Annotated in this window: 17 protein-coding genes; 9 read left to right on the forward strand and 8 right to left on the reverse strand. The window is 59.9% G+C overall.

What is annotated here, in order from left to right:
- Positions 1–9: 9 nt before the first annotated feature.
- From ACUN0E_RS26780 to ACUN0E_RS26795, 4 genes are all read right to left on the reverse strand, one after another.
- Positions 10–912, reverse strand: a complete 903-nt coding sequence (locus ACUN0E_RS26780) for a DUF1932 domain-containing protein (protein WP_445568472.1) — start codon at positions 910–912, stop codon at positions 10–12.
- A 70-nt stretch (positions 913–982) separates the two neighbouring features.
- Positions 983–2,284 (reverse strand): cation:dicarboxylate symporter family transporter, encoded by a 1,302-nt coding sequence (locus tag ACUN0E_RS26785; protein WP_445568473.1) that lies wholly within the window; start codon positions 2,282–2,284, stop codon positions 983–985.
- A 211-nt stretch (positions 2,285–2,495) separates the two neighbouring features.
- Positions 2,496–3,731 (reverse strand): LysR family transcriptional regulator, encoded by a 1,236-nt coding sequence (locus ACUN0E_RS26790; RefSeq protein WP_445568474.1) that lies wholly within the window; start codon positions 3,729–3,731, stop codon positions 2,496–2,498.
- A 29-nt stretch (positions 3,732–3,760) separates the two neighbouring features.
- Positions 3,761–4,684 (reverse strand): LysR family transcriptional regulator, encoded by a 924-nt coding sequence (locus ACUN0E_RS26795; RefSeq protein WP_445568475.1) that lies wholly within the window; start codon positions 4,682–4,684, stop codon positions 3,761–3,763.
- Positions 4,685–4,816: 132 nt separating this feature from the next.
- On the opposite strand from ACUN0E_RS26795, the gene ACUN0E_RS26800 reads away from it, so the two are divergent.
- From ACUN0E_RS26800 to ACUN0E_RS26815, 4 genes are all read left to right on the forward strand, one after another.
- On the forward strand, positions 4,817–5,680 hold the full coding sequence (locus tag ACUN0E_RS26800) for an amidohydrolase family protein (RefSeq protein ID WP_445568476.1): 864 nt from the start codon (positions 4,817–4,819) through the stop codon (positions 5,678–5,680).
- A gap of 182 nt (positions 5,681–5,862) precedes the next feature.
- Positions 5,863–7,164: a dicarboxylate/amino acid:cation symporter gene (locus tag ACUN0E_RS26805; RefSeq protein ID WP_408227472.1), complete on the forward strand. Its 1,302-nt coding sequence runs from the start codon at positions 5,863–5,865 to the stop codon at positions 7,162–7,164.
- A 117-nt stretch (positions 7,165–7,281) separates the two neighbouring features.
- Positions 7,282–8,370, forward strand: coding sequence for a porin (locus ACUN0E_RS26810; RefSeq protein ID WP_445568477.1), 1,089 nt, complete (start codon positions 7,282–7,284; stop codon positions 8,368–8,370).
- A 366-nt stretch (positions 8,371–8,736) separates the two neighbouring features.
- Positions 8,737–8,964, forward strand: coding sequence for a hypothetical protein (locus ACUN0E_RS26815; RefSeq protein WP_408227466.1), 228 nt, complete (start codon positions 8,737–8,739; stop codon positions 8,962–8,964).
- A 78-nt stretch (positions 8,965–9,042) separates the two neighbouring features.
- On the opposite strand, the gene ACUN0E_RS26820 is transcribed toward ACUN0E_RS26815, so the two are convergent.
- The 3 genes from ACUN0E_RS26820 to ACUN0E_RS26830 all read right to left on the reverse strand — a co-directional run bounded on the left by ACUN0E_RS26820 (position 9,043) and on the right by ACUN0E_RS26830 (position 12,520).
- Positions 9,043–10,839: a chloride channel protein gene (locus tag ACUN0E_RS26820; RefSeq protein ID WP_445568478.1), complete on the reverse strand. Its 1,797-nt coding sequence runs from the start codon at positions 10,837–10,839 to the stop codon at positions 9,043–9,045.
- Positions 10,840–10,841: 2 nt separating this feature from the next.
- A complete protein-coding gene (locus tag ACUN0E_RS26825) occupies positions 10,842–11,258 on the reverse strand; it encodes a MarR family winged helix-turn-helix transcriptional regulator (protein ID WP_408227460.1) in 417 nt (138 codons plus the stop codon).
- Between the two features lie 95 nt (positions 11,259–11,353).
- On the reverse strand, positions 11,354–12,520 hold the full coding sequence (locus tag ACUN0E_RS26830) for an HPP family protein (protein ID WP_445568479.1): 1,167 nt from the start codon (positions 12,518–12,520) through the stop codon (positions 11,354–11,356).
- A gap of 339 nt (positions 12,521–12,859) precedes the next feature.
- On the opposite strand from ACUN0E_RS26830, the gene ACUN0E_RS26835 reads away from it, so the two are divergent.
- Positions 12,860–13,303, forward strand: coding sequence for a universal stress protein (locus tag ACUN0E_RS26835; protein ID WP_445568480.1), 444 nt, complete (start codon positions 12,860–12,862; stop codon positions 13,301–13,303).
- Between the two features lie 117 nt (positions 13,304–13,420).
- Here the strand turns inward: ACUN0E_RS26835 and ACUN0E_RS26840 are convergent, their stop codons facing one another.
- On the reverse strand, positions 13,421–14,398 hold the full coding sequence (locus tag ACUN0E_RS26840; RefSeq protein ID WP_445568481.1) for a LysR family transcriptional regulator: 978 nt from the start codon (positions 14,396–14,398) through the stop codon (positions 13,421–13,423).
- A gap of 130 nt (positions 14,399–14,528) precedes the next feature.
- On the opposite strand from ACUN0E_RS26840, the gene ACUN0E_RS26845 reads away from it, so the two are divergent.
- From ACUN0E_RS26845 to ACUN0E_RS26860, 4 genes are all read left to right on the forward strand, one after another.
- On the forward strand, positions 14,529–15,872 hold the full coding sequence (locus tag ACUN0E_RS26845) for an MFS transporter (protein ID WP_445568482.1): 1,344 nt from the start codon (positions 14,529–14,531) through the stop codon (positions 15,870–15,872).
- A gap of 143 nt (positions 15,873–16,015) precedes the next feature.
- The gene (locus tag ACUN0E_RS26850) at positions 16,016–17,080 is read left to right on the forward strand and encodes a porin (protein WP_445568483.1); all 1,065 of its coding nucleotides are present in this window, start codon (positions 16,016–16,018) and stop codon (positions 17,078–17,080) included.
- Between the two features lie 104 nt (positions 17,081–17,184).
- On the forward strand, positions 17,185–18,684 hold the full coding sequence (locus ACUN0E_RS26855) for an FAD-dependent monooxygenase (RefSeq protein WP_445568484.1): 1,500 nt from the start codon (positions 17,185–17,187) through the stop codon (positions 18,682–18,684).
- A 4-nt stretch (positions 18,685–18,688) separates the two neighbouring features.
- On the forward strand, positions 18,689–20,026 hold the full coding sequence (locus ACUN0E_RS26860) for an amidohydrolase family protein (RefSeq protein WP_445568485.1): 1,338 nt from the start codon (positions 18,689–18,691) through the stop codon (positions 20,024–20,026).

Below are 20,026 nucleotides of genomic sequence, written 5' to 3' on the forward strand. Positions count from 1 at the left end.
TTGATCGAATTAGGCTACCCCGAGCAGGTTTCTCCACTCCGGGAGGCTTCCCTTCGGATCCAGTGCTTCGACCAATGGCGCGCCTCGCGTCGCCAGGTCCTGTTGCACGTCGGCGACAGCGTTTGCGAGGGCACTCGACATCCCTAAGGCGTCCAGCATCAATGCGGCTTCGCGCATCTCTTCGGCGCGCCGTTGCCCGTGTTCGACTACACGACCGATCAGATAGGCCTCGTAGCCCTTATCCCAGCCTACGCCCGGAAAGCTTGCCGCGAGCGATGCAAGCACGCGGCCGTCCACGTCGAACTGTCTGGCTGCCAGCATCGACTGAACGCATAGCGCCTCCATGCCCTTGATCATGATGCTGCGGCATAGCTTGATGGCTGACGCGAGGCCGACCTCCTGCGCCACCGCTTCGGTGCGCATCCCCAAACCATTGAGACGGTCTGCCGTTTGCCCGGCGAGCCGGCCGCCCAACAGCATCGGCACCTGTATGCCGTGCGGCGGAACCGGCGCCATCACCGCAGCCTCCACGTAGTCGGCGCCATTGCGTTCGATCTGCTGGCAGTTGCGTTGTTTGACGGCGGGCGAAACTGAATTGAGGTCGAGGAAGGTCTGGCCGCTCGTCAGATATTCCGCTGAAACGGTGGCGACCGTTTCTGCCTGGCTCGCGGTCACCGCGGAGAAAATGAGTTGCGCATCGCGTAGTGCCGCTGGGAGATCGTCGGCCACGTGAACCTTGCATTCGTGGGCCCGCTGCACGATCGTCGAACGCGTAGCCGCATCTTGCAGCTTGATGTCGAAGATCGACACTTCATGGCCGGCCGCGGTCAATGCGAGACCGAAGATAGGCCCGACTTCTCCGAAGCCGATGATTGCGATGCGGCCAACAGGCTGAGTGCGATTCTGATCCATGCTGATTCTCTGCGAGTGAGGGTGGGAAATGACAATATGTTTTGGGGGCGCCGTGATTTGCGTCGCAACCTCAACGCGGGTGTTCGGTTGCCCGGACTGTCACCGGTCCCGCTGGCGGCGCGTGGCGACCGTTAACGTAAGCGTCGAATTTTTGCTGATCGAACATGCGCTCCCATTTCGCCAGCACGAGCGCCGCGACCGAGTTGCCGATCACGTTGGTCGTCGACGTGGCGATCGCGAGCACGCGATCGATGCCGAATAGCAGACCCACACCCGACAACGGTAGCGCGTGTGAAGACTGCAAGGTGGCCGCCAGTTTGACTAGTGCGCCACCGGCCGCGCCGGCGCCGCCTTTGGACGTAAGCAGCATTACCGCGAGCAGGGCCAGCTGTTGCGAGAGCGGGAGCGGGGTATCGGTCGCCTGCGCAATGAAACCGACCCCGCACGCCATATACAGGCAGGCGCCGTCAATATTGAAGCTATAACCTGCCGGCAGCACGAAACCGACCACCGCCTCGTCGCAGCCCGCCTGTTCGAGCTTGGTGATGAGACGGGGCAGCGCGACTTCGCTGGCGGCCGTGCCCATGGCGAGAATGGCTTCTTCCTTGATCAAGCCAAGAATCTTCAGAATGGAGAAGCCCGCTGTGGCCGACACAATGCCCAGTACTACGAGCACAAAAAATAATGTGCTCGCGTAATAGGTCAGAACGTAGCGCAACAGATAAAGCAGCGTGACGCCGCCGTAGCTGCCCACGGCAGTCGCCATTGCGCCGAATGCGCCGAGCGGCGAGAGGCGCATGATGAAACCGAGGATCCTGAAGACGACAGTTTGCGCTTCTTCGATCAGCCGGAAAATCAACCAGTCAGGCTTCGCGCAACTGCTCAACGCGAAGCCCGTCAAAAGCGAAACGAATAGAACGGGGAGGATGTCACCGCTGACGAAAGCGGAGAACAATGTGTGAGGAATGATGGAGCTCAGGAAGTGGGTGAACGAGAAGTCGCCGGAACTGCCCGTCTTGATGACGTCCGCCGCGGCGTGCACCGGACTTAGGGCGCTGGCATGCAGTCCATCGCCAGGCCGCACGATATTGACGATCGCGAAACCGACCAGCATTGCGAGCGTGCTGACCACTTCGAAATAAAGCAAGGTTTTGATGCCGAGCCGGCCTAGCCGCCTGAAGTCCTTGATATGCCCGATTCCATGAACGACGGTGCAGAAAATGATGGGTCCGAGCATCATCTTCAGGAGCGCGATGAAGCTGTCCCCGAGCGGTTTCATCATCACGGCCTGATGCGGCGCAAGCAGACCGAATGCGATCGCAAGGGCGATGGCGATCAGCACCTGGACGTACGTCTTGCTCAACAGACTCACCGTCTCCTCCGTTCTGCTTTTTCTCGATGTCGAAAGTATGGAGGGGGTGCGGACGTTTGCCCGCTGCCAAGTGTTGAATGTGCCGCCTGTTTTGTTTATCGGGGCAGGCGGGGAAGGTCAGATGTCCGCGTTTATACCGATGGAATCGATGGAAATGCGCCGTGCGTGGGGTGGCGAGCGCGGCGAATCACGCAGATCGGGGCAGGTTCGCTCAGGTTCGCCGGGTGACTTCGCGAATCGCTTCGATCAGCTTGCGGGCGGCCGGAGACGGTTCGGCCGCCGCTCGCGTTGTCAGACCGATTGCGCGTTCCGTGTCGGGCAGCGCAACGTCCAGAATCACCAGTTGTCCGGTCTCGAGTTCGTAGTAGACCTGTTGCGCAGACAGAACGGCAAGCATGTCCGTACGCAACAGGAGACCGCGAATCATCGCGAGATCCGCCGTTTCGATCGCGGGTACCGGCACTCCCAGCTCCATGCGCACGAATAGCGCATCGAGAATCGAACGCGCCGGCGTGTGGTTGCGCGGTAAAAGCCACTCCGCGTCGGCCAGTTGCTGTAACTCGAGTCCCCGCTTGCCGGCGAGCGGATGGTCCGCCCGGGCGAGCACGACCATATCGTCCGACATCAACGGTTCGCCATGCAGCCCGCTCGCGGCATCGGTGGGACGCAGGGCGCCGAGAATGAAGTCGATGTCGCCGGCGCGCAGCTTCGCCACGAGCGTCTCGTAGGCGCTTTCGTCGGTAGTAATGCGCACACCCGGATAGGCACGCCTGACACACGCTACCGCCTCCGGAAGGATCAACGTACGGCTGAGCGGTAACGCGCCGACCGCAGCATGACCGCGGATACTGCCGCGCACTGCAGCGATATCGTCAGGGATGTGGCGCAGTTCGTTGAGAGCGCGCCGCACGTGCAGTGCAAAAATTTCTCCCTCGCGGGTGAGTTGCACGCCTCGCGCCGTACGGTGAAACAGCGCGATATCGGCGCCATTCTCAAGAATCCGCACTGCGCTGCTGACGGCCGGCTGGCTGACGCCGAGCGCCTGCGCCGCGCTTGGCATGTGCTGATGACGCACGAGAGCGACGAACAACTGCAAGCGCCGTGTGTTCAGCAAGTAGGACGGAATCGAGCCAGAAGTGAAGGCGCGTGCGCGCGCCTGGCGCGTCGCGCACCACTGCGCGAGTGCCTGCAATTCCGCGAAGATGCGCCGGCTGCGTTCGTCGACCGTACGCCCAACCGAGGTGGGCAGCATGCCCGATGGCCTGCGTTCCAGCAGCCGTTCGCCGAGCGTTTCTTCGAGCTCCCGCACGGAGCGTGTCACGGCTGATTGCGCGCGAAAGAGCAGCGCGGCTGCCCGGCTTGCACTGCCGTGTTCAACGACGATGGTGAACACACGCAGTTGAGCGAGATTGAGAAGATCGGTGCTCGGAGATGTCGAATTGGCCAAGAGAGCGGACGTGCGAAATAAACCCAGGGTCAGGCAGCGGTGCCGTAGAGCGGCAATATTTTCGATTCGAGCATGGCGATCGCCTGGATGGCAAGTTGCGACAGCGTGTGCTTGCTACTGGTTGCGATCGCAAGACGGCTGAAGAGCGTCGGCTCGGTAATGCGGATCACCTGGAAGCGCCGCTTGAGCGCATCGCTGCTAGTTGCATTGAGCGATAGCACCGCATAGCCGATACCCTCGCTGACCAGATCGAGAATTGAGGTCACTGCATCGACCTCCAGTTCGATCCGCAATCTTACGCCCTGTTCTGCGGCAGCCGCCTCGACCATCCGTCTGATCGCGTGCATGCGGCCGGGGATGATAAGTGGGTAGCGTACGATTTCCCGCAGCGTGATCGTTGTTGTGGGCTCGCGTTCTGCCGCTGTGGGGGTGCCGTCACTGTCCGGGCCGATCAGAAACAGTTCTTCGGTAAAGATGGTTCGCTTGTCGATCAACGGCGTATCGAATGTGTCGTACAGAACCGCGACGTCGATGCGGCCCATCATCAGCCATTCGATCAGATAGGTGGACAGGCCTTGAGCCACCGAGATAGTCGCCCCGGGAAACGAGGAGCGAAAACCCCGGACGAGCTCGTGCGTGGCGACTCTCGCGAAGCTGGGGGTGATGCCGATGCCGAAATGACCGCCGGGTGCACCGTGCAACTCGTCCAGATCCTGCGAGGCGCGCTGCACCTGCTGCAGGATACCTTTCGCATGTGCGAGCATCCGCTGGCCTGCCGGCGTTAACGTCACGCCGCGACCGGTCCGTTCGAGCAGCGTATGCCGCAATTCCACTTCCAGATGCCGCACGAGCCGGCTCAGGGCGGGCTGGTTCGTGTCCAGCGTGATCGCGGCACGCGTAAAGCTGCCGAGTTCAGCGACGTGAACGAATGCCTCGAGCTGCTTCAGGTCCATGGTTGGCAACGTATGTGAAATTCACATATCAGATAGTTCAATATGGTGATTGTACCGATCGATCATCGTCGCCACAATGCATGCAGCCCTTACAAAGCCGCGCCATGCGGCATGACATCGAGACGACGCTTCATGAAATCCTGCCTGCCTCCGGATCCCGATCCCGTTCGACCCGCTCAGCAACTGCCTGCCGGTGCATGTGACGCGCACTGCCACGTATTCGGCCCTGCCGATCGATTTCCTTATGCACCGGAGCGCAGCTACACGCCGCCCGACGCCCCGTTCGAGCGCCTTGTCGCGCTGCACGATTTTCTCGGCGCGAACCGGGGCGTGATCGTGCAGGCAAGCTGCCATGGCACCGACAACACCGCGATGCTGGATGCGATCGCGCGTGGCAATGGACGCTATCGCGGCGTCGCGATCGTCGACGGCGACGTGACCGACGAACAATTGGCCGAGCTCGACGCGCGTGGCGTGCGCGGCGTGCGCTTCAATTTCGTCGCGCATCTGGGCGGCGCGCCCGATCTCGACGTATTCGATCGGGTGCTCGAACGGATCGAGAGCCTCGGCTGGCACGTCGTGCTGCATCTCGACGCGCAAGACATCCTGCAATACGGCGAGCGGATCGCGCGTATCAAGGTGCCTTTCGTGATCGACCACATGGGCCGTGTACGCGCGGAAGCCGGCATCGATCAGCAACCGTTCCGCCAGCTTCTGGAACTGATGCGCAACCCGCTAGCATGGGTCAAGGTATGCGGCGCCGAGCGCGTGTCCGCAGGCCACCGTCCGTTCGACGATGCGATCCCATTCGCGCACGCGCTGATCGAAGCCGCTCCCGACCGCGTGCTGTGGGGTACCGACTGGCCGCATCCGAACATCAGCCAGGACATGCCGAACGACGGCGAACTGGTCGATCTGCTGTTCCGCTTCTGTCCGGACGCGGCGCTGCGCGAGCAACTGCTCGTCACGAACCCGGCACGGCTTTACGGATTCTGAGCGAACCGTTCGCTTTACTTATCCACTACTCACTTTTGAACTGCCACACCAAGAATGGCAGCCAGGCGGAAATCCGGAATCGACCGGCTTTCCGCTCACCATTCGTATCAGGAGACAACAATGACCGGTATGCATTTCCACTGGGCCCATTCGGCCCGTTCGGCTCATTCGCGAGCGGCGCCATGAACGACAGCGCCGTCATGACATCCCCCGCGCGCAGCGCGAAGCAACCCTTCTATCGCGCGCTGTATTTCCACGTGTTACTCGCGATCCTTCTCGGCGTGCTGCTGGGTCATTTCGCACCGTCGCTCGCCGTGCAGATGAAGCCGCTCGGTGACGCGTTCATCAAGCTGGTCAAGATGGTGATCGGCCCAATCATCTTCTGCACCGTTGTCACCGGCATCGCCGGCATGGGCGACATCAAGAAGGTCGGGCGTGTCGGTGGCAAGGCGCTGCTGTATTTCGAAGTCGTATCGACGCTGTCGCTCGTGATCGGACTCGTGGCCGGGCATCTGTTTCATCCCGGCACCGGCTTCAATCTGAATCCCGCGACGATCGATACCAAAGCGCTCGCCGGATTCGCGACGGCCGCGCACGAACAGAACACGGTCGAGTTTCTGATGCACATCATTCCCGACACCGTGGTCAGCGCATTCTCGAGTGGCAATGTCTTGCAGATTCTACTGGTCTCCGTGCTGTTCGGCGCCGCGCTCGCGGCTACGGGAGAATACGGCCGGCCCCTGGTTCGCATGATCGACCGCTTCGCACAGACGTTCTTCGGCATCGTTCACATCATCATGAAGGTCGCGGCGATCGGGGCGTTCGGCTCAATCGCGTTCACGATCGGCACCTATGGCATCGGCGCCGTACTACCTTTGCTCAAACTGATTGGCACGTTCTACCTGACGCTCGCCTTCTTCGTGCTGGTGGTGCTCGGTGTGATTTCGCGCTTGCTAGGCTTCAGCATCCTGCGCTTCCTGAGCTATATCCGCGAGGAAATCCTGATCGTGCTCGGCACGAGTTCGTCCGAAGCCGCGCTGCCACGGATGCTCGAAAAACTCGAACGGCTCGGCTGCTCGAAATCGGTGGTGGGTCTTGTGATTCCAGCCGGTTATTCGTTCAATCTCGACGGCACCAACATCTACCTGACGATGGCCGTGCTCTTCATCGCGCAGGCATTCAACATTGAGCTCAGCCTGACGCAGGAGCTCACGCTCGTGGGCGTGGCGATGCTGACGTCGAAGGGCGCGAGCGGTGTGGCTGGCGCGGCCTTCGTGATGCTGACTTCGACGCTGCTGGTCTTTCCGATTATTCCGGTGTCCGGCATGGTTCTTATCCTCGGCATTCACCGCTTCATGGGAACGGGGCTCGCGATCGCCAACACCATCGGTAACGGTGTCGCCACACTAGTGGTGTCGGCATGGGAGCACGAGCTTGACCGTTCGAAACTGAACGCCGAAATGTCGCGCCGTCACGCCGAATGACGCGCTAGCCGGCGAGAAAACCCCTCGTGTGTTTCGCCGTCTGCGTGCGCTGCCCGTGCACGCAGCGGGGGAGCGCTCGCGCGTAAAACAACAAACTGGTTTGGAGACGAAAACATAATGTCAGTGGAAAAAAGCGGATTGCCCGGTCGAGTGAAGCTCAACGCCGCATGCGTGGTAACGGGATTGTTGGTGGCCAGCGGCGTTGGCGTCGCGCACGCAGACGATTCATCGGCGGTAGCCGGAGGGGCGGGGACACCATCGTCTTTCGTACAGATGTATGGACTCATCGGCATGTATATCGACAGTTCGAAACTCAGCACGACCCGTGCAAGCACGGTACAGGAAGGCGGTGGAGGGATGACGACGTCGTTCTGGGGCATGCGCGGCCGCGAAGACCTTGGTGGCGGCAATGCGGTGATCTTCGCGCTCGAGAGTTTTTTCAGGCCGAACACGGGGCAGATGGGACGCAACACCACGGATGGTTTGTTTTCGCGCAATGCCTATGTCGGCCTGACCGGCGCATATGGCACGTTCAAAGTAGGGGAGCAGACCAATCCGACTTATTCCAACCAGCAACTCGTCAATCCGTTCGGCTCGTCGGTGGTGTTCTCGCCGTTGATCGTGCAGTCGTATACCGCGAGCTATAGCAATACGCAGATCGGCGACACGGTCTGGCAAAACGCCGTCGAGTACGTTTCGCCAAACTACAGCGGTCTCACTGGCACCGTGATTTATGGCGTCAGCAGTACCACGGGTCAACAGGGGAAGGACAATATCGGTTTGCATCTGACCTACGCAAACGGGCCGCTCACGGCGGTGTTCTCGGCGCAGCGTGTACGAACGGCGGCGGTTGCGCCGTCGAGCGGTCAATATCTTTATCTTGCAGGCGCTGCTTACGATGCAAAGATCGTCAAGCTCTATGGGGCTGCGCAGATGACAAGCAACAACGACGTTGAGACCGGCTCACATACGTATGAGCTAGGAGTTTCCGTGCCGTTGTCGCCGTCGAACACGATCCTCGCCGAATGGGCGCGCACGAAGCACAGTGCGCCGTTGAACCAGAGCAATGTGCGCAATACCGGCTCCATTGCCTATAACCATATTTTGTCGAAGCGCACGTATGTGTACGCGGTCTATTCTTATGACAAGCTGACGGCCAACCCGTCGGGCAGTACATACGGTGTCGGCATGCAGCACACGTTTTAGGGCGAGGCGATCTGGCGGCCGAAAGGGTGCATTTGCGAAGTCAGCGCGCATGGCACCTGGGCAGTCGCAGGCGTCCTGAATGGCTTTCGTTGAAAGCATAGATCACATTGGGAAGACGTCGACTTCTCTTTAAGCGCTCTTTATACCTGCCGCTATTCCATCAATTTCCTGGAAAATTGACGATTCCCTGCTGTTACACCGACCCGGAGATTCGGTGAACAAAACTCGACAAATCTCTACAGCGCCTGCCAACCCGGCTCGTAGGCATCACGCTAGAATTTGACTAAGGCAACGTAGAGAAAACGAACAGCCCGCGGGGAATCTGTCTGGAAACGGTTGGAGTTTGATAGGTACGAGTTAAAAGAAATGAAGTTTCGAAAACGAAATTGTACTGTCGACGCAGTCCAGTGGTTCAAGCCGGGTGATCATGCTGCGGTCGAAATGCACGATGGGCTGTGGCGTGTTTTGACGCCGGAGGGGTGGCGCACTGTCGCGCCGGGTGACTGGGTCGTGACAGACGACGGCAAAAACTCGTTCCCCATGAAAAATCAGTTGTTCATCAACATCTACGAACCAGCAACCGAAGCCGACTGATATAACGATTAGATGAACATCGCGTAATGCTGGATTTCAGACGGACCGGCAGGTCTTTAGCGCTGCCGGTCCGTTATCTCAGGCGGTCTTGCGACGGGCAAAGCGCCGCTTTCGAAGGGCTGGCGTAATGCGCCGGAAGCGCTCCTTCTTATGCTCTTCTTCAAAATGGCTGAGCGACGGCTTGATCAGATCGCTGCGTGACACGATCCCAACCAGGCGCATCGTGTCCCGGTCAGCGACGACAGGCAAACGTTCCAGACCATGTATTGCCAGCCTGGTCGCAACGAGCCGGCAGGTTTCGTCGGGCAAGGCAAAAGCGGGGGGCCGTTGCCGCAGTACGTCAGCCAGACTCAGACGGGATTTGAGCCCCGAGTCATCCTGACACAGCTGTTGAAGAAACATCCGGTCGATCATGCCGAGCACAGCGCCATCTTGCACCACCGGGTACGCGCGGCGCGTCTGCGTGCGACCAAAGTACGTTGCCAGTGCATCGGCAACCGTCGTGACGGCATCGATCGATTCGACCAACGGTGTCATGACCTCGTCGACATAGTGGCGCTCCAGCGGGTCAACGCCATACTCCCGATAGATGTGATAGCCGCGCCGCGCGATTTTTTCCGTCATGATCGAGCGACGCATCACTACCGTCGAGAATCCGTGTGCAACCAGTGTTGCGGTCAGAAGCGGCAGCAGCGCATTGCTGTCGTGCGTGAGGCCGAATGCGAATACGATCGCTGTCAAAGGCGCGCCGAGGGTCGCACCGAGCGTTGCAGCCATGCAGACGAGCGGCCACAGCGCCGGTTGATTGCCGGGCAGAAAGTGGGCAAGTACGGTCCCGAGTCCGGCGCCCAGCATCAGCAACGGTGCAAGCACGCCACCGGAGGTTCCCGAGCCGAGCGCAACGACCCACATGACGGCCTTGACGGCCAGTAACGCGAGCGCGCTTTGCAAGGCGATATTCTGGTGAAGCAGATCGCCGATCACGTCGTATCCGACGCCGAGTGCGCGTGGCTCGATGAACCCGCCAATGCCGACGATGACACCGCCGAGCGCGGGCCACCACATCCAGTGAATCGGCAACTTGCCGAACAGATCTTCCGTCTTGTACAAGGCAGTTGAAAGGCCTGAGGCCAGCGCGCCAGATAGCAGTCCGGCAATGACGCAGGAAATGAGCGACCAGCCGTCAGGCGCTCCCGTTTCCAGTGGGAACAGCGGTCCGGTGCCAAAAAACGCCGCCCGCGCGAAACCGGCGACAGCACAGGCGAGCGCGACAGGCAGGAAGCTGCGCGGCCGCCATTCGAAAAGCAGCAGTTCGACGGCGAGCAGCACAGCGGCCACCGGTGTGCCGAACACGGCGGTCATACCCGCCGCCGCGCCCGCGACCAGCAGCGTTTTGCGCTCCGCCGAGGTCACTTTCACACATTGTGCGAGCAGTGAACCGAGTGCGCCGCCCGTCATGATGATCGGTCCTTCGGCGCCGAAGGGGCCACCGCTGCCGATCACAATGCCTGACGATAGCGGTTTGAGCACGGCGATTTTCGGCGACATCTTGCTCTTTCCAAACAGGATCGCTTCAATCGCTTCCGGAATGCCATGCCCACGGATTTTTTCGGAGCCGTACCGCGCCATCAGGCCGACGATCAAACCGCCCACCACCGGCACGAGAATGACCCAGGCGCCGAGCGCATTGTGGGCGGGCGAGCGATCCTCAAACGAGAGGATTCCGAAGAAGAAAAGATTGGTGAACAGATGGATCAGATTCATCAATACAAATGCGGCAACGGTACTGATTGCACCGATACATGCAGCAAGTACGAAAATGCCAGGCAGCCGTGTATTGGTTGAAAAATCGCGCTTGTGAGAATCGGTGCTCATCATTATTCGAAGTCGATTTGTGGAATCTGGAAAGCACCCTCGAGCGATTTCAGCTCGGCACGGTGCAGTTCCGCCAGTTTTGCAAGGACCTTTTCACCCGCTTTCTCCAGGTGGACCTCAACCTGACGGCGGTCCGCTTCGCTGATCTGGCGGCGGACCAGACTGAGTGCTTCACAACGCGATACCAGAGCGACGACACCGTGGTGCTGGGCCTGAAGTCGCTCCGCCAGTTCGCCAACGGTTGCCCAGTCGCGTTCCGGATATCCCTTGATGTGCAGCAGCAGCAAATACTGGAGTGGCGTGATGCCTTCGCTTTGGGCGGCCTGTTCTGAGAACCGTTCAAAGCGCCGCATCTGGTAGCGAAACTCCGACAACTGCTCGAAGTCGGTCTTGCTCAGCCCGCGAATCCGTTCTTTCATTGGATACCTGCCAACGTAAAAGCGATAATTATATCATGGAGTGATATAAATGGTCGTAAATTGGCCGTGTTTGCTCCATCCGCCGGCTGCCGTCGTTACGTCGCCGGCCGGTCCTTCGCGAAAGTCTGACGATACAGGCCAGAGATCAGATCCACCTGCGTAATCATGCCAACGACCTGGCCCGCAGCTTCGAGTACCGGAATATGATGGTGGCCGTAGTTCGCGAACATGGGCACGAGTTCGGTAATTGGCGATGCCGCGTTGACCGTGCAGACCTCGGTGCTCATCACTGAGCCGACATTCGGCGTGGAGAGCGAATCCCGGCGAAGCCAGCCATCGACGTAACTGGCAACGGAGGAAAGCCTTCCGAATGTTCGCTTATCGATCAGATCCGCGCGGGTCACGATACCAACGAGCCTGTGCGCAGGATCGGTGACCGGCAGGGCTTTCACGTGATTGCGTTTGAGCAGCCCCCACGCGGCCGCCGCCCGGGTGTCCGGCGCAACCGTCACGACGTTACGCGACATGATGTCCGCGCACGTCAGTTCGTTAAAGGTTCGCGAGAAGGCTTGAAGCTGTGTTTCGCGCAGCAGCGACTCGAGGTCGTCCGGGTCGATGTCCAGCATTTCGCCGCGCCTTTTCAGAACCGCGTCCAGATCCGCGCGGGTGAAACCCGAGCGCGATGTTTGATCGGCCGCTGCGCCTGCGTTACCCTGGTTTTGACGGCCGGCGTGCGGATAGCGATGACCGGTGGCGGCGTGGTAGACGATCGCGGCGCAGAGTAGCGCAATCGACTGAACGGCAATGGGCTCAAGCACGAAAGCGTAGCCCAACGCATGTACGGCGGGGCCGCCCAGCACAGCCGTCAGCGCAACAGCACCCGAAGGCGGATGAACGCACCGAAGAGCGAACATCCCGCAGATCGAGAGGGCGACGGCGAGCGCCGACGCCAGGATCGGGTCCGCAATCACACTTGCACAGGTCACGCCAATCGTTGCAGAAACGAGGTTGCCGCCGACGATAGACCATGGCTGTGCGAGCGGACTGGCCGGCACCGCAAACAGTAGTACCGCGGATGCGCCCATTGGTGCGACGAGAAGCGGAATGTTCGCCGCAGACCCGAGCAGGAGATGCGTCGAGCCGCCCGTGAACGCGATGCCGAGCAGCGCACCGAGGCAGGACCGCCAACGCTCTTGCCATTTAACGGCAATGGGGGTCGGGATGAAGCTGGAAATCCAGTTGAGTGCGATGGAGCGGGACAAGATCAGACCGGGAAAAAGGGTGTATGAAGTCAATCGCGAGGCCATGACCTTGAGGGCGGGAACTCTCGCGAAACGAAATAAACAATCGCATTAATTATATCGCATTGTGATGTAACCTCGCGATCTGGCTGCTCGCAGTGCCTGTGAAACCGTTCGCCAACCCCGTTGTGGACCTGTACGGATGAGATGCGCCGAACCTTCAAAGAAATCGCCGTCTATCAAAGTGACTCATGGCGTGATATAAAATAACTGCATGGTTATTGTGCGAGTGAAACCAGTTCGACCGTGATTCACTCTATAAGAGAGAGGCCATCGCGAGTAGGAAGAGGAGGTGGTGACATGTCGAGTTTCAACCGTGTGCTTCTTTGTTATGACGCAACCCGTGAGGGACAGCGGGCTCTTGGAGAGGCGGCCGCGCTGGTCGAGCAACTCAAAGCGGAAACGCACGTTCTTTCCATTCTTAACAACTCTGCGTGGATACAGGGCGCGGATATCACCTCCGCTGTGCCCTTTGACGTCGTGAGCAACGCTGCCAAAGACCTGCTTCAGGAAGGGTTGAAGAAGCTCGAAGCGCGCGGAATCCAGGCAATCGGACATTTCGCCGTCGGCGACCCGTTGGATCAAATTCCGTTCTTTGCAAAAGATCTGAACGTTGACCTCATCGTGGTTGGTCACCGCCACTCCACGCGGTTGGCGCGTTGGTGGGCCGGAAAAAATGACGGGCTGCTGCTGGACAGGGTCAGTTGCAGTGTGCTCGTCGCGATGTGTCCGCACAGCCAATGACCGCGTATAACGCGGAATGTGTCCTCACACCTGTTCATGGGGGAATGGAATGCGCCCGGGGCGTCGCCGCGATCACCGGCATGTCCTGGCATATACCATCCTGAGCGGTGAGTCACCCTATCGCGCCGCACTCCGCCTGCGCGGTGATTTGCCGGAAGTCTTTCCGCCGGCGCCGGCCAGTTTAGTCACGGGCAGCTCACGGGCCGTCTCCCTTAGCAGGGTGCGCAGCCATGAGATCGCGGGATCGCGTTCCTGATACTTGTGCCACTGCACCTTTTCCGCGAACGTCGGAATCTCGATCGGACACTGCAGGATGCGCAGTGGAAATCGCTGCACCATCTGCAAGGCTAACCGTGTCGGAAGGGTGGCGATTCTTGACGTACCAAGGAGCAGTTCCGGGACAAGCGTGAAGGTGGGTGAAATCACGTCCTGCCGGCGAACCTGTTTGCCGGTGGAGATCATCTGCGCGTCTAAGGTCACGCGCCTGCCGCCGCCCCATTCGACACCGACATGTGCCGATTCAAAATATTGGTCGGTGGTGATCGTACCGCCTTTGACTGGGTGGTCCGCGCAGACCAGACATGAAAACGTGTCTTCAAACAGCACTTCGGCTGGGTGTCCCGCAACCGTGTTGAATACCGGTGCGATGAGCAATTCGACTTCGCCTCCCTCGAGGTGCTCCGGCGACTGTGGGCTGAGCGCCCTCAAGTCGAACTGCATCAATGGCGCAAGCGTGGCCGCCTTTCTCACCACTTCGGAAAGAAACACGCTGATCACGTAATCGGATGACTCTATGGTGAAGCGCCGCGTCGATGTCGCCGGATCGAACGTGGGTCTGGCCCGCGTGATCGTCTGAATTTGCAGCAGAACGTCTCTGACAGGTTTGACTAGCTCGGTAGCCAGTGGCGTCAGAACCTGGGTCTTTCCTACGGGCACCAGAAGCTCGTCTTCGAAATACTCGCGCAGGCGGGCGAGGGAGCAACTCGTTGCCGGCTGGCTGAGAAACAGTCGTTCGGCCGCACGGCCGACGCTGCGGGTGGACAGGATCGCATCGAGCACGACCAGCTGATTGAGGTCCAGTTTGTTGAAGCGCATTTTCGTGTGACATTTACCATATTAATGCTCTTCATTTAAACAATAAATTTGGTAAATGTCCCGCGAAATCTATACTTGCTGCAAATAGCGGCCCTCTGTGGCGCGCACAAAACCTTCGGAGACAGAGAATATGGAGGATCGCCGTAACCGCAATTCAATTCTGCGGCAGTGGGGGCTGGTTGCCTGCCTGACCGTCGTGAGCATGCTGGCGCAGATCGACAAGAACATTCTCGTGCTGATGGTGGGGCCAATTCAACGGGATTTTGGCGCGAGCGATGTCCAGATCAGCCTTCTTATCGGCGCGGCATTTGCCGTTGCCAATATTGTGGTTGGGTTGCCGTCCGGCTGGTTGGCGGATCGATTCAACCGGCGCGTTGTCATTGCCGTGGGCGTCGCGATCTGGTCGCTTGCCGTGGCTTCCAATGCAGTCGCGTCGGCGTTCGTGGCGCTCCTCGTGGCCCGAATTATCGTCGGCGGTGCGGAGGCATTGATTCCGCCTTCGTCCTATTCGTTGATTCGCGACGGGGTCGACGAACAGCGCCGGGCACGTGCATTGTCCGTGTACACCATGTCGCTGATGCTCGGAACCGGGTTGTCGCTCGTACTGGGTGGTCCATTGCTGGGCGCAATTCAATCCGCGGGTATCCGCTCGATTCCTTTCATTGGTACGGTTTCTCCGTGGCAGGTCACGTTATTTCTGATCGGCGTTGTCGGGCTGCCCATGAGTCTGCTCATTTTTCTTGCGAAGGAGCCGGGGCGGCAACAGGAAGCATCCTTGGATGCAAGCCGCGGTCTGTCGGGAATCGGCCGTTACCTGGTCGTCAATCGGGCGATATTTCTGCCGTTGTTCATCTTCGCCGTCTCTCACGCGATGATCACGTTCGGCCTCGGGAGCTGGATGCCGACCATGACCGCACGCCGCTTTCACCTCGGTCTGCGCGAAATCGGCCTGATGCAGGGCGGCCTGTTACTGACCATGGGCCCGCTTGGTCTGTGGCTCGCCGGCATGGCGATGGACCGGAAAGGGGGCAGAAACCTGGCGGGCGTTGCACGTGTCGGCGTGCTCGTGACGATCGCTGTAACAGCGCTGACAGTCACGATGTGCCTGATCGGGTCGGTGACCGCATTCTGGATCGTCGATGCCCTGGTGGTGCTGTTTTCATGGACGTTTATGGCAGTCACTTCGACGGTCGTTGCGAAAACCGCGCCTGCGTCGATCGTGGGCGCTGTTATGGCGATCGTCCTCGTTCTGAACGGGTTGATTGGACAAGGCGGTTCTCCCACGTTGATCGCACTGGTCAGCCAGCATGGTTTTGGGGGAGGCCACGATGCGTTGCCCCAGGCGATGGCTTCGGTATTCGCCGCCGCGGGCGCCGTCGCGCTCTGGGCTGCCGTGGTGCTTTATCGCAACTTTCTTCGTTGGGACGGCGTGGGTGTCCCCGCAGCATTGCACGTTCATATCGGCGACGCGTGACGAAAATTGAACCGTCGGTCAGAAGAGTTGCAGAAGATCGCTACTCCATACAACGATTGGTCTGATCCCTGTCCGGCTTGCGAATCGCAGCTATAGCGATCGTGTTCGAGCGGGGTTTATGGAGGAGGTAAGGAGACATGGAAATGAAAACAAAATTATTAATTAGTATAACGATGTACATGGCTATTTCAGGTACTGCTTGCGCCCAGTCTAGCGTGACCCTTTCGGGTCTGCTCGGAACGGGCATTGCGTACAGCAACAATGCGGGCAAGGGGAGCAACCTGTATCAGATGACCGGATCCCATGCGGTGCCGTTCTGGGCAATATCGGGCAGGGAGGAACTGGATACGGATAGCTCGGCGTTCTTCCGGCTGAGCCAGTACGCCTTTCTGAACAATGGCACGAGCTCGCCTTTCGAAAGCTACCTTGGTCTGAAATCAAACAAGGTGGGAACGGTCACGCTGGGCTCCATGTATGACCTCCTTGCCGATCTTGTTCCATTCACGTCTGAACGCTTCACTTCTTTTCTGGCGACCCATCCTGGCAATCTGGACCGGACCGTGGGTAACTCGCTCAACAACCTGATCAAGTACAAATCGCCTGTGTTCGGTGGCGCGCTTCAGTTTGGCGCTCAGTATGGGTTCGGGCAGCAGGGTTCGACCACCAACACGGGTCGTACCGTTGGCGCGGAAGCCAGCTTTTCCAGCGGCCCGTTCCAGTCCGTGCTCGTTTGGGAATCGGTGGATGGCGTGCCGTACGCACCGTATACCAGGCTAGGTGTGAGCGAGCTGTACGGTATCAATTTCAGCGCCAATCCCTCGCGGACCGTTAGCCAGAACCAGAACACGACGACGATCGGCGTGGCCTACGCCGGCGACACGGTGCGTGTCATGGGCAACTACAGCTATACGCACCTGACGGCCGCGGGCCAATCGGAAACGGCGCAGTCCATCGATGTCGGTGCGTACAAATACATCACGACGCAAATGCGCATCGGTGGCGGCTATTCATACACGAAGCTGGACACCTACAAATGGAACCAGGTTCATGCCCATCTCGACTATGCGCTTTCGAAGCGCACGAGCCTTTACCTGCTTGGCGTGCTGCAAATAGCAGGCAGCGGACAACTGGCGGTGCTTCGAAACCAGGCGCCGGCGTCGTCGTCACGACAACTGGAGCTCGAGGCCGGGATGACGCATCTTTTTTAAGTCGAGGGGCCCGTCTGGCGCTTTCATCACATAACCGCGGTCGGGCCCGGCATTACAGGATCGCGATGCAGGATCCAAATTCACAAGGCAGATGGAGAAATACGATGCAGTGGGATGTCATTGTGGCCGGCGGCGGTCCGTCGGGCCTAACGGTTGCTGCGGAACTGGCGGGAGCGGGCGTCAAAACGCTGGTGCTGGAGCGACGTACCGAAGGTGTCCAGTCACGCGCCGGCACGATCCTGCCGCGCGTGCTTGAGCTGTTCGATGCGCGAGGTATTGCGGACAGGTTCATCGAGAAAACGCGCAAGATTGCGGAGTACCCATTCCGTCCGTCCCATATCTGGGCGGGCTTCCATCCTATCGAATGGAAGTATCTGGAAACGCGCTTTGGCTTCACGTTGGGCTTGCCGCAGAACCTGACCGAAGAGATCCTGTGGGACTGGGCGGTGGAAAGCGGTGTGAAGGTGCAGCGTGGCGCCGAAGTGCGGGACGTCCGCCAGCATGCAGACAGTGTTGAGGTCGATGTGGCCGATGCCTCCGGTGTCATCTCGACGCTGCACGCGCGCTACCTGATCGGCGCCGACGGCGGCCGCAGTACCGTGCGCTCGAAAGTAGGCCTGCCGTTCGAGGGGCGTTCCGGCACATTCCGCGGCATCGTGCTCGACGCCGAGTTGAAAGCACCGTGGCCGGGCGGACGGATCAATGTCGATAACGAAATGGGCTGGGTGCGCGGCTACACCTTTGGCGAGGGGATTACCCGATTCAATATCGTGCATCGTGATCGCCGCCATGCGCCGAAAGACGAGCCCGTTACGCTCGAGGAAGCACTGCAGTGCATTCGTGATGTGCATGGTACCGATTACGGCATCGAGAAGTATCGCTGGGCATCACGATTCGACGACCAGATGCGCGCGGTGCCGAGCCTGCGTCTGGGACGTACTTTCCTCGTTGGCGAATCCGCGCGTATTCATTACCCGGCAAGCGGCGTGGGCATGAATTTCTGTTTGCAGGATGCGTTCAATCTCGGCTGGAAACTCGCCAACGTTATCAACGGCGTCGCGGATGTGGCCACGCTGGACACTTATGACACGGAACGTCTTCCCGTCATGCATGCGTTGCTCGACAGCGTGAAGGCGCAGTGCGTGCTGCAGTTTAACTTCGAGCCCGAGGCGGTGGCGCTCAAGCGTCGGATGCAGGAGCACATCGTTCCGTTGCCTGATGTGCAACGCAAACTGGTGCTGGAGCTATGCGGTCTGGAAGCGCCTTATCCGCGCGACGCGGATAGCCATCCGTTGACGGGCCTGCGTTGTCCCGATTTCGATCTCGTGTTGCTTGACGGACGTTCCGTCGCGGTGACGGAGACTTTGCGAAGCCGGCACTTCGTGTTGCTGGATCTCGAAGGATTCAGCCGCCAGTTCGGGGCACTCGATGTGTCCGGGCTGCCGGTCACGGTATTGCCGGTGCGTGCCGCGCATATCCCCGCGTCGATGGATGGCGTGAAAGCACTGCTGGTCCGTCCGGATGGATACGTGGCATGGGCAAGCACGGAGGTGGCGCGTGCCGGCGAAGCCGAAGCGCAAATCGGCAAATGGCTCAAGCGGTGACATCATGAACGAACCACGAATTCTGCTGACAGGTGGCTGGATCCTGAGTATGGATCCAGCTATCGGCGACCTGCGTAAAGGTGACATCCTCGTCGAGGGGAAGGACATCATTGCCGTCGAGCCCCACATCGACGCTCCCGATGCCGGGCATGTCGACGCGCGCGGCATGATCGTGCTGCCTGGGTTTGTCGATACGCATCGCCACACGTGGCAAACCTGCGTGCGCCATCGCTATGCGGATATCGATCCGCAGATTTACTTCGCCGAGATGCTGGGCGCCAAAGGCGCCGCGTTCCGGCCGGAGGACGTCTACATTGGTACGATGCTCGGTGCCGTTTCCGCGCTGGACGGCGGCATCACCACGATGCTCGACTGGTCGCACGTGCAGAACACTCCGGAACATTCGGACGCGGCTATTCTAGGCCTGCGTGATGCGAACATTCGCGGCGTGTTTGCCCACGGCTGGCCGCTGGTCGACGGTGCTTCGTGGATGTTCGACAGCCAGCGCGGCCACCGCGATGACATCCGGCGACTGCGCGAGCGGTTCTTCTCGTCGGACGATCAACTGCTCACGCTAGCGATGGCGGCGCGTGGCCCCGAAATGGCGCGTCGCGACGTCTGGCTTGCCGATCTGCGACTCGCCCGCGAACTCGACATCCGCTCGACCATCCACATGGGCGCGTACGCGCGCAACGCGTCGGTGAAGGCCATTACGCAGATGCACGACGCCGGTGTATTGAGCGACGACCTGACGTTCGTGCATTGCTGCTTTTGCGGCGCGGATGAGATTGCGATGATGGCCGATGCCGGGGTCAGCGCTTCGCTCGGCGTGCATTGCGAATTGAATGCTCAGGGCATCGGCGACATTCCGCTAGATCGACTGCTGGCGGTTGGCATCCGGCCCAGTCTGAGCGGCGACACCGAAACAAAATGCGCAGGCGACATGTTCACGCAGATGCGGCATGCGTTCGCCTATTACCGCTCGTGGATGGGGGGCAACCATTCGAGCGTTCCGAATGCACCGGCCACGCTGTCGATGCGCGACGTGCTTGAATTTGCCACCGTCGCGGGTGCGCGAGCGAACGGTCTCGATCACAAAGTCGGTTCGCTCACGCCGGGCAAACAGGCCGACATCATCATGATCCGCTGCGACGACCTCAATCTCACGCCGGTTTCCGACGCGGTGGGGGCTGTTGTGCTGGCCGCTCATCCGGGCAACGTGGACACGGTCTTTGTCGCGGGCCGGGCTGTGAAGCGGCATGGCCACATGCTGGATGTCGACCTCGACGCGCTACGGCAGCGCGCGCGGGCGTCCCAACAGTACATTCTCGGATTGCAATGA

The sequence above is a fragment of the Paraburkholderia sp. D1E genome (assembly GCF_052682275.1).